The following is a 10769-nucleotide window of genomic DNA, read 5'->3' on the forward strand; positions in this document are numbered from 1 at the left end:
AGAAGGGGATGGCATGGTCTGAGGAGCAAAGCGTCCCGCGACAGGGATGTCGCGGGACGAGCGCGCAGGGATGCCTTGAGCGACTTTGCGATCAGACCATGCCATCCGCTTTTGCACCTTTTCTTTAAGAACCACCTTACGGTGGTTCTTACCTTCCCACTCAGAACGTCCAGCGCACGCCGGCGTTATAGCGCCAGCCCTTCGCGCCGTTGCCGTCGATCTCCTTGCGGTAGTCCGCCTCGGCATAGAGCGAAACATCGCTGCGGAAGCGGGTGGTGCCACCAATGCCGACGTCCCACATCTGACCGAACCTGCCGCTGTTGAAATCCTCGCTGAAATCGCTCTGCGCCGCGCCGACTTTTACCTTCGACCCGCCGCCCCAGCCGCGAGAATAGTTGGCGCGCAGATAAGGGGTATATTCGCGCTGCGCGTCATCCTGCCAGGTGCGATCCAACCGCGCGCCGAGGCGGCCGATAGTCTGATCGTCGTCGTCGAACGCCACGTCGACGCCATCCTTATCGCTGGCGTCGTCGAACTTCAGACGCATCCAGGTGAGCTGCGCCTGCGGCTCCAGACGGAGGCCGTTGGCGAAGACAAAGGGATAGCCCGACTCCAGCGAGGCGCTCCAGCCGTCAGCCTTCAGCTTCGCCACCTCTTTTTGCCGCGCGATATCGGTGTCGCCGCGGTGCCAGCTCCAGCTCAGCGAGCCGTCAAGATAGAAGCCGCTGTCGCGCTGCCAGGTGCCGTAGAACGAAACGCTGTCGCTGTCGAAGGTGGTGGAGCTGTAGCCGTCCGCCGCGTGCGGGCGAATACGCGTGTTGCCGCGCGTATAGGCGACGCCGCCGCGCAAGCTGTCGCGCTCGCCGTCCAGCTGTAGCAGATTGCCGCCGAGCTGCACCGCGCTGTAGTCGATGTCGGCGTCAAAGCCGTAGTCGCTAAAGCTGCGGTTGCTCCTGTAGGTCAGGTTTGAGCCAAGATAGCGCAGGAACAGCTCGCCGCCCGTGCCGCTGCGCTGACCGTCGCGCAGTTCGCCAAGGCGCTTATGCAGATCGTCGGTGATCGCCTGGGTGTAATAGGCCAGACCGACCGGGGCGGAGAGATAAGAGGCCACCTGCGGCGCCAGCGCCGGACGCGCTGCCGCCGAGGTCGCGCGGCCTGCCTGCGGCTGACAGAGCGCGCCATCTTCGCAGATATAGCGGCTGGCGAGCCGGTAATCCCATCCGTCGCTGCTGCTGCCGGGCGCAAACGCATACAGACCATACTGCCAGGGTCCGACGGCGAGATAGCCGCCCTTCAGCGCGAAGCTGTCGGCCCCGGCGCTGCCGGAAGCCTGCGCCAGCGAGACGCCCTCGCCGCCGTCGATTACGCCGTCGCCGTTGGCGTCGCTCTGCGTGACGCCACGGCTGGCGACGGCGCGATCGTCAATCAGCGTGGTGCCGGTGACGTCGCCGTTTACCCGCAGCGCGTCGCTCTGCCCGCCTGTGCCGTTGAGCCGGGTCGCCAGCCGCAGCGTGCCGCCGAGCGACGCCAGCGTGCCGTTGATGGTCAGCAGATTACTGGCCGCGCCGCCGTTGCTGAGATCCAGCGTGCCGGCGTTGTTCACCAGCAGCGAGTCATCGGTCGCGCCCGACAGCAGCGGATTGACGTTATTACCGGCAAACAGCGTGGAGTCGCGATCGATATTGATGGTGCTGTGCGCCAGCTTCAGGTTATCGGTCAGCGTCCACCTGGTTTTGTAGAAGTTGAGCGTGCTCCAGCCAGCGCCAAGGTTGACCCCTTTGCTGAGATCGTCGCCGCTGAAGGAGCCGCCGCTGGCGTCGATATTGTTGAAGCTGAGCGTGCTGCCCGCGCCGCCGGCGGTGGTGATATGGCGGGTGTTCGCCAGGCTGACGTTCTCGATCAGCGCCTGGTTATTTTCGCCGCTGCCCATGGTCAGGCTGCCGTTAAGGGTGCCGCCGGTGACCGCCAGGGTGTCGCTGCCGTTGCCGGTGTCGATCTCACCGACGACGCTGCCGCCGATAAACGCCAGCTGGTCATTGGTGGCACCGCCCGCCACGATCGGCGTTTCCGGGTATTCGGCGCTGATATCGCCCTGGTTAATAAACAGCGTCTGGCCGCCGCGCAGGTCGATAACCGGCGCCACGCGGCTGTAGGAGACGATGGTGCCGCGGTTAATCACCTCGCTGGCGCTGCGGGTGACAATCGCCGATCCGCCCGCTTCGCTGCCCACGGCGATAAAGCCGTCGGCGAAGACGCGGCCGGTGGTGTTGGCGCGAATGGCGTCGCCGCTGCCGTTGACGATAATCGCATAGCCCGGCGGCACCACCAGATCGTTGGCGGTGGCGGAGCCATCTTCGTGCTGGAACAGATAGCCGACGCCTCTGCCCTGCACGTCGATTGTCGCCTTACCGTTATAGTCGAAGGAGGTGGCGGAGCGGATGCCCGCGCCGTCGGTGGGAATAAGATAGGCGTTATCCAGCGCAATGTTCGCGGTTTCCGCGCGGTTGTTAATGGCGCTGCCGCCGCCCGCGGCGCTAAGAATGATTTCGCGCGCCTGTAGCCCCGCCGCGCCGCGATCCAGCAGCACCGCATCCGCGCCGCCGCTGGTCCAGATGCCACTGCGGAACAGCTGATCGCCGTCAAGGCTGAGCGTGGCGCTTTCGCCGACGCGCGCCCCGGCGATGCCGCCATCCACCTGCACCGTGCCGTTATAGCTTTGATAAACGCCGCTGCCGTGACTGACGTCGACGCCGACGCCTGAGGCAACATGGATCCAGACGTTGTTGATCAGGCGGCCACCGTCCAGCAGCCGCGCGCCGGTGCTGTTTTCGCCGTCAAGGATAATGGTGCCGTTGTTCATCACCGTCGCCCCGCCGGAGGCCTGCAGCGCGGTAACGTTTTTGCCGCTGCCGATGATATTGCGGTTGCTGAACACCACGCCGTCGCCGTTCTCGCTGATCGCGCCAATGGTCTCGTCGCCGTTCAGCCACACGTCGCCCAGATCGCCATAGGCGCCGTTAGAGGCACGCAGCGCCACTGCGCCCTTGCCGTTGACGAAGTAGGTTTCATTGTCATACAGCGTAGCGCTGCCGGACATTTTCACCCCGGTGGTGTTGGCGCCGCTCAGGGTGACCTCCCCTAACCGCTGCAGCGAGAGAATGGCGCCGTCGCCCAGCTGGTAGAGCGTCGAGCCGTCGGTGGAGACATCCTGATTACTGCCGTACGCATAGATGGTGCCGCCTCCCTCCACCACCCGATAAGCGGTCTGGTTGGGGTCGTGGAACACCACCTTGCTCTGCTGGCCAAGCACCAGCGCGCCGCCATAAAGCGCCTCGCCCGCCAGCGCGTTACCACCATAGAGATTGATGACGCCGTCTTGCTCGATGCGCGCCGCATCGCCCGTCGCGTACAAGCCGGTGGTGGGGAAAAAGCCGTCCGCGCTGCCTGCCGTCACGTTCAGCGTGCCGCTGCTGCTGATGGTGCTGCTTTGCGGATCGGCAAAGGCGTAGCCCGCCGCAAAGAGCGCCACCGCGCCGTCGCTGACGCTGATATTGCCGCTGCTGGTGGCCTGGCCGCCGACCAGCGCCTGGATGCCGTAGCTCTGTTCGCCGCGCAGGCTGATGTCGCCGGTGTTGGTTAGCGCGCCGCCGTACTGGGCAATCAGGCCGACCTGCAGCCCGCTCTGACCGTTGATATTCGCGTGGTTGACCAGCGTTGAGGCGAAGGGATGGTCGAAGCTGTTGGTGATGTAGCGCGTCAGGTTGTAGTAGTTGCCGTCCACCACCGCCGCCGTCGCGCCGCCGACGTTGAGGTTAAGCTGCGTCGCCGCGTCGATAGTGCCCTGCGCGCCGCCCTCGATGCGCAGGCCGGTAGAGGTGTTGCCGATATTGAAAGTCGCGCCGTGGGTGTTGACCACCGAGCCTTCGCCCACTGCTTCAATACCGGTGGAGAAGGCGGCGCCCGGCGCGATGGTCAGCCCGGCGCCGTCGAAGTCCGCGCCGTCCTGATAGCGGAAAATAGTGGCGTACCAGTCGTCAGGGCCGGTGGCGTAGTTGCCCGCCGTGGGCAGGTTGATTCTGGCATCCGGTCCGATGGCCAGAAAGCCCATCTGATACTCTCCGTTGCCGCCGAGCTGCGGCACCGCGTCGGCGGTAAGATCGACCGTCGCGTCGCCCTCAGCGCGAATGCCGACCGCGCCGTAGCCCTGCAGGACGATGGGGCCGCTCAGCGTGGCAGACGCCTTGCCGCTGCCTTCTCCCTTGACCCACACCGCCGTGTTAAAGCTGCCGTTGAGGGTGTCGGCGCGGCCGGTGACGTTGATCGCCCCACTGGAGAAGGCGCTGGCGCGCTCGCCGTCGCTGGCGATAACTTTGATGCCAGTGCCGCCGTCGCCGTTCAGGTTGATGGTGCCGCTGTTGCCCACCAGCCCGCCGCTGCCGGCGTTGATCGCCAGCAGGCCGACGCTTTCCGCCGGACGAAACTGCGCGCGGCCGTTGAGGTCGATGGTGCCGTTGTTCAGGGCGATCGCATCCGGGCCGCTTTCGACGCGCATGGCGGCGGCGTTTTGCACCTTGCTGCCGAGCACGATGCGACCGTCGTTAATCACGGTGGAGTTGTACAGCTGCGCAATGGCGTTGACGCCGCCGCTCTGGTTGATCGCCACATCCTCGGCGACGTCATTTTTGCTGTTCTGCGGCGCGCGGCCGACATAGATCACCCCGCCCGCGCCGTTGATAAAGCTGGCGCCGCTGCTGTCGAGCACCACGCCGCTGCTGCTGGCGCCGCCGGAGGCGTCCGTTACGCCGACGTTGATCGCGCCGTTGTTGATGCCCTGCGCGTCGCTTAGCCGCAGCGCGCTGCCGCCTTGCGCCGTGGCGACGTTCAGCACGCCGTTGTTGACGAAACGGCTGCCGTCGGTTGCCAGCACCGCGCTGCCGCTGTAGCCCAGCGTCGCCGGATCGACGCCGCTGCCGTCGGCGTTATTGAAAAAGCCGCCGTTAATCACGCCGTTGTTGATGCCGCTGGCACCCGCCAGCCGTAGCGCCGTGTTTTCATGCGCCGCCGAGCCGCTGGCGGCCAGCTTGCCGTCGACGATGGCCTTCGCGCCGTTGGTGGCGCGCATCGCGCCGCCGTCGGAGTCGACCACCTCCAGCGTGGCGCCCTTCTGCACCGAGACGCTGGCGCCAGGGCCGTCGGCGCTCAGCACCACGCGCTCGCCCACCGGCAGCGTCACCTCGTCGTAGTACTCATCGGCGTCGATCACATAGGCGATGGGCGCGCTGTAGAGCGACAGCGCCTTATTGAATTCGCCGTTGTAGCTGCCCGCGCTGAGGTTGCCGCTCTGCAGCTGCGTAATCAGCCAGTCGTTGTACTGCCGCAGATCGTTCAGGCTGGCGACGTTGAATTCGCGGCTGTTGCCGTCCAGCGTAGTGACGCTGAACGGCCCGCTGTACTGGGCGACATTGTCCACCCAGTACGCGAGGTTGTAGGTGTATTCGGTGTAGGATCCGGTAAAGGCGATACGGTTGGCTGACTGCCAGTTCATTGCGCCGCTGCCGCTGGCGGTGAAGAGCTGGCTCTGTTTCGCTGCCATGCTCCAGCCGTTGGTGGCGGCGCTGGTCGCCGCGCCGTCGACGCCGATATCGACGTTGATGGTGCCGTTGCTGACCTGCGCCACGCGGGTGTTGATATACTGCTGGCCGTTGACGTTGTAATAGTTGGGCAGTTCGCTCTCAGGCGTCACCGACGCCAGCGCGCTGATGCTGGCGGAATTGTAGACCTGCAGCTGATTATTTCCGCTGCCGTTAGCGTCAGGCACGTTAATCACATAATTCTGCGCGCCGAATGTCAGGCGATCGGCGCCGATGACGTTGTCATCGGAAATAATTCTGCCGCTCCCTAATAATTGGCCGATGGTAATGGATCCGCCGCCATCTTCGCCCGGCTGAAAACGCTGAATACCGCTCAGGGTTTGCGTCGATCCATTACAAACGCAAAATACGCCCGCTTTATTGTCATTTAATAAAGGCGAAAAAGGTTTTAACGTAGCGGCCTGACTAAAGGTAACCGGAAAAAAGAGCCCGGGCGCAGCAGCCAGGCTTAATAATATGGGGTTTAATTTAAACAAGACGTTTTCCTCCAGAGAGACAGCGCAGGACCACCCAGACTTTTAGGTGTCTGGGTTGGCATTCTTTTTGGCGATAACAAATGGAGAAAAGCCGCGACAAACGCGGTCGCGCTGGCGGGTATCACACCATTTCGTTAAGAAAACGTCTACAAATCGTCAGTGCGATCGGCCTCAATAAAATGAGAATAAGAATAATGCCGTGCCGCACTCTATTTTAGCTGGACCGGTTATTTTGCCTGCTCATGTTGATTACAAAGGTTTTATAATTCGAGTTTAGTAAATAACCATAATCAAATAAGCAGGCGAAATGTTTGGGGGAATTAAAGCGCGGCGGTGAATCAGGTGATAAAGAAAAAGAGACGATGACGGGAAGGAAAAAATAAGGCAGAACAGGCATAGCCGAAACGCATCGGACTATGCCTGCCGTTGTCAGGCGCTGAGTTTTACCGGCTGCTCGTCGAAGCCGCTGGCGGGCGTCAGCCCCAGATTCAACTCCTGCAGCATCGCTTTCAGGCGCGTGTGGAAATTGCGCAGCGTCTCTTCCACCTTCTGGTTATTCTCTTTACCTTTAATGTTTGCGACGGACCAGTCACCATCTTTATCGAACAGGCCGATATGATAGACATAGGTAAAATGATCCTGATGCGCTTCCAGCTCCATCCACCAGCCCCAGAACTCGCGGCTTTCTGGCGCAGGTTTAACATTGACGCAGGCGGCCAGGCAGTCGAAAAAGAACCGCGTTTCTTCACATTTCCCTTCGCGGATATACGGTCCCAGCTCGGTGAAGCGCTTAAGCAGGCGACTACGGGGATGACCACTCGGTAACGTCATGCTAATTCTCCATAAGTTTGACCGTTAGTATTAAAGCAAACCGCACGTAATTTGCCAGCTACTGTTGTAACCGCTTTGCCAGCCAGTCGCAAACCTGATTCAGGGCGCGCTCGAAATTGGCCAGCGCCGGTCTGGCGGCAATCGGCAGCAGTTTGCCGTCGGCGGAGGAGCTGGCGATCAGCCGCGCGTCCTCTTCCGGGCCGAAAGGATCGTCTGGCCAGTAGCCCGCCAGCATCGGCGTCGGCGTGCGGCGACCCAGCAGCCCCTGCACCTTCAGCGAGTATCGATTCAGCTCGGTGCGCAGCGCGCTGTCACTGGTAAAGGCCATGCCGAGGCGGCTGGCAAGCATATCCATATACATATCGGGGATGGCGTCCTGCTGCTGCGCGCTGGCCAGCAGGCTGTGCACCATCGGGCCGAGCGTTGCCGCCGCACGCAGACGCGGCACCTCCAGATAGGCGAGCCGCACCGCGACGTTGGCGCCGAAGCGATAGCCGAACGCCGCCACGCGCCGGTGATCGACCCAGGCCACATTCTCCAGCTGGCGCAGCACCTGCTGATGCAGAAAGCTGGTGTCCTGGTTGAGCCGCCACTTTACGGAGAAGCCCACCGAGGGCATATCCAGCGTCAGCATGGCGATGCCGCGCGGCGCAAGGTAGTCGTGGAACAGGCGATAATGGTCGCTTTGCAGCGAGTCGAGGCCGCCACACAGCAGCACGGTGGGATACGGGGCCGAGGCGTTGGGCGGCATATGCAGGAAGCCGGTAATAGGGCTGCCGCCGTCGATAGTGAAGCTGAGCGCTTTGAGTTCGCCGGGCAGACGCCGCGTCGCCTCTTCATAGGCGCGGTTCGCCAGCGTCTGCGCCTGATCCGCCAGCTCGTCGCCTTTGATATAGGGATAGGCGGCGAGGCTGAACAGGTGCGAGGCGTGCAGCCAGTGCTCGCCCGCCAGGCTGTCATCGCCCTCTTCCTGCGCACGCTGCTGCCAGAGGCCCGCCTGCTTCGACCACTCGAACGCCCAGTTGCCGCTGCGAAAGCCGATCACGGTGTCGAGCAGCGCGTCGTCGGTGTGCCGCTGATCGCTGATGGCGATACGCGCCAGCACCTCGCTGATCTCCTGCGGCGGCACGCCGCGCCACGTCCACATCAGCTTGTTGAGCATGCGATACCAGCCGTGCTGGCTGCTGCCGTCCAGCGTCGCGTCGACATCGACAGCGGCGTGGTGCTGGCGATGCACCAGCGACGAGGTTTCGGGATAGTTGTAGTGCGGTTTGAATAGCTCTTCGCTGAGGTTTTTGCTCGACATGCTCGGTTCTCCTGGCGGCCTGGCAGTGGCTAAGTGTACTGCAGGGTCAGGAGCGGCGCGAGGTGCAAAAGAGCGCAGTGCGCGGCGGGTAGCATGGCCTGTCCGCAAAGACGCAAAAGATGGCATCCTTGCCCGCTCGGCCTGCGCCATCCCTGGCGCAGGACGCTTTGCTCTACAGGCCATGCTACCCGCCGTAAAAAGCACAACGCCCGGCAAGCCGGGCGTTGTTAACACGAAAGATCAGGCGCCTTTCACAATGGGCGGGATATAAACCACGCCCATGTCCCACGGCTGCTCGATCCAGGTGTTCTGCGGAATATCCACCACGTAGTCATCCACCAGCGGGCGACCTGCCGGCTTGGCGAAAATAGTGACGAAGTGCGCTTTGGGATACATTTCGCGGATCGCCTGCGCGGTGCCGCCGGTGTCGACCAGGTCATCGATGACGATAAAGCCTTCGCCGTCGCCTTCCGCGCGCTTGAGCACTTTCATCTCGCGCTGATGGTCGTGGTCGTAGCTGGAGATGCAGACGGTGTCGACATAGCGAATGCCCAGCTCGCGCGCCAGCAGCGACGCAGGCACCAGGCCGCCGCGGCTGACCGCGATAATGCCTTTCCACTGTTCAACAGGAAGCAGGCGCTGAGCCAGTTTGCGGGCATGAATCTGCAGCATGTCCCAGGTAACGACGTATTTCTCACTCATGAATAGCGATCCCAGCCAACTTAATCGGCTTAAAAATGTGCAACGGGAAAAAGGTTGCGCGAGATTATAAGGATCCTCAGCGCTAAAAACCAGCATCCGAACCACTGGTTGCGGCTTTTTAGCGCGCCTGAGTACGCACCCGGCGCTAACAGTGATATTCTCAGCCCCATCACGTCAGATCCGCTGACGGCGACCATTCACCGGAAACACGCGCGCCTCGGCCTGGCCGGCGCACTGACACAGGAGACCTGTCGTGTCTGAATTGTCTCAGCTTTCTCCCCAACCGCTGTGGGATATCTTCGCCAAAATCTGCTCCATTCCGCACCCCTCTTTTCATGAAGAAGCGCTGGCCAGCTATATCGTTGGCTGGGCGAAAGAGCAGGGTTTCTGGGTCGAGCGCGACGCGGTCGGCAATATCCTGATCCGCAAACCGGCCACCGCCGGCATGGAAAACCGCACGCCGGTGGCGCTGCAGGCGCACCTCGATATGGTGCCGCAGAAAAACAACGACACCGCCCATGACTTCACCAAAGATCCGATTCAGCCCTACATCGACGGCGAATGGGTGAAGGCGCGCGGCACCACGCTGGGCGCCGACAACGGCATCGGTATGGCCTCTGCGCTGGCGGTGCTGGCCGACAGCAGCCTGACTCACGGCCCGCTGGAGGTACTGCTCACCATGACCGAAGAGACCGGCATGGACGGCGCTTTTGGGCTGCAGCCGAACTGGCTGCAGGCGGAGATCCTGATCAACACCGACTCGGAAGAGGAAGGCGAGATCTACATGGGCTGCGCGGGCGGCATCGACTTTATCACCACCCTGCCGCTGACGCGCGAAGCGGTGCCGGCTGACTTCGAAACGCTGAAGCTGACCCTGAAAGGGCTGCGCGGCGGCCACTCCGGCGCAGATATCCATATGGGTCTCGGCAACGCCAACAAGCTGCTGGCGCGTTTCCTCGCCGCCCACGCCGCAGAGCTGGATCTGCGTCTGATTGACTTCACCGGCGGCACGCTGCGCAACGCCATCCCGCGCGAAGCCTTTGCCACGCTGGCGGTTGAGAGCCATAAAGTCGACGCGCTGAAAGCGGCCGCGGCGCACTTCCTGCTGGCGCTGCAAAACGAGCACGGCGTGAAAGAGAAGAACATCAACGTCGTCACCGAGCCGCTGGCGCATCAGGGCGAGGCGCTGAGCGCCGAGAGCCGCGACCGCTTCCTTAACCTGCTGAACAGCACGCCGAACGGCGTGATCCGCAACTCCGACGTGGCGAAAGGCGTGGTGGAAACCTCGCTCAACGTCGGCGTCGTTACCATGGATCACGACAAGGCGGAGATTAACTGCCTGATCCGTTCGCTGATCGACACCGGCCGCGACTACGTGGTGCAGATGCTGACCTCGCTTGGCCAGCTGGCTGGCGCGCAGACGAAACCGAAAGGTGGCTATCCGGGCTGGCAGCCTGATGCTAATTCGCCGATTATGGCGCTGACGCGTCAGACCTACATCGCGCTGTTCGACAAAACGCCGAATATCCAGGTGATCCACGCCGGTCTCGAGTGCGGCCTGTTCAAGAAGCCCTATCCAGAGATGGATATGGTCTCTATCGGCCCAACCATTACCGGCCCGCACTCGCCGGACGAGCAGGTGCATATCGAGAGCGTCGGCCTTTACTGGAAGCTGCTCACCACCCTGCTGAACGCCATCCCGGCAAAATAAGCGCCCCTTTGCATCCTCAACCAGGCTCCGGCCTGGTTTTTTTATTTCTGCCCTTCCGCCCAGCATAAAACACCACCTTCCTTTTATTCCCT

General features: G+C 62.5%; 5 protein-coding genes. 1 reads left to right on the forward strand and 4 read right to left on the reverse strand.

Features of this window, described 5'->3' with window-relative positions; genetic code table 11:
* Nucleotides 1–160: 160 nt before the first annotated feature.
* From MC269_RS14410 to gpt, 4 genes are all read right to left on the reverse strand, one after another.
* Complete coding sequence (locus MC269_RS14410) at nt 161–6127, reverse strand: autotransporter outer membrane beta-barrel domain-containing protein (RefSeq protein ID WP_239952819.1); 5967 nt, start codon at nt 6125–6127, stop codon at nt 161–163.
* A 429-nt stretch (nt 6128–6556) separates the two neighbouring features.
* Complete coding sequence (gene crl, locus MC269_RS14415) at nt 6557–6958, reverse strand: sigma factor-binding protein Crl (RefSeq protein ID WP_081141163.1); 402 nt, start codon at nt 6956–6958, stop codon at nt 6557–6559.
* A 58-nt stretch (nt 6959–7016) separates the two neighbouring features.
* Nucleotides 7017–8264 carry an esterase FrsA gene (gene frsA, locus MC269_RS14420; protein ID WP_239952820.1) on the reverse strand — a complete coding sequence of 416 codons (1248 nt, stop codon included), beginning with the start codon at nt 8262–8264 and terminating at the stop codon, nt 7017–7019.
* 240 nt (nt 8265–8504) lie between these two features.
* A complete protein-coding gene (gpt, locus tag MC269_RS14425; RefSeq protein ID WP_081141165.1) occupies nt 8505–8966 on the reverse strand; it encodes a xanthine phosphoribosyltransferase in 462 nt (153 codons plus the stop codon).
* A 253-nt stretch (nt 8967–9219) separates the two neighbouring features.
* Here gpt and pepD point away from each other — a divergent pair, with 253 nt between their 5' ends.
* On the forward strand, nt 9220–10677 hold the full coding sequence (gene pepD / locus MC269_RS14430) for a beta-Ala-His dipeptidase (RefSeq protein ID WP_239952821.1): 1458 nt from the start codon (nt 9220–9222) through the stop codon (nt 10675–10677).
* Nucleotides 10678–10769 lie beyond the last annotated feature (92 nt).

It is taken from the genome of Pantoea sp. Z09 (assembly GCF_022394795.1).
Lineage (GTDB): Bacteria > Pseudomonadota > Gammaproteobacteria > Enterobacterales > Enterobacteriaceae > Pantoea > Pantoea latae.

What these genes read in the sequence shown, in the direction of transcription:
- crl (WP_081141163.1), bottom strand. Translation starts at nt 6,958, where the DNA reads ATGACGTTACCGAGTGGTCATCCCCGTAGTCGCCTGCTTAAGCGCTTC.
- frsA (WP_239952820.1), bottom strand. Translation starts at nt 8,264, where the DNA reads ATGTCGAGCAAAAACCTCAGCGAAGAGCTATTCAAACCGCACTACAAC.
- gpt (WP_081141165.1), bottom strand. Translation starts at nt 8,966, where the DNA reads ATGAGTGAGAAATACGTCGTTACCTGGGACATGCTGCAGATTCATGCC.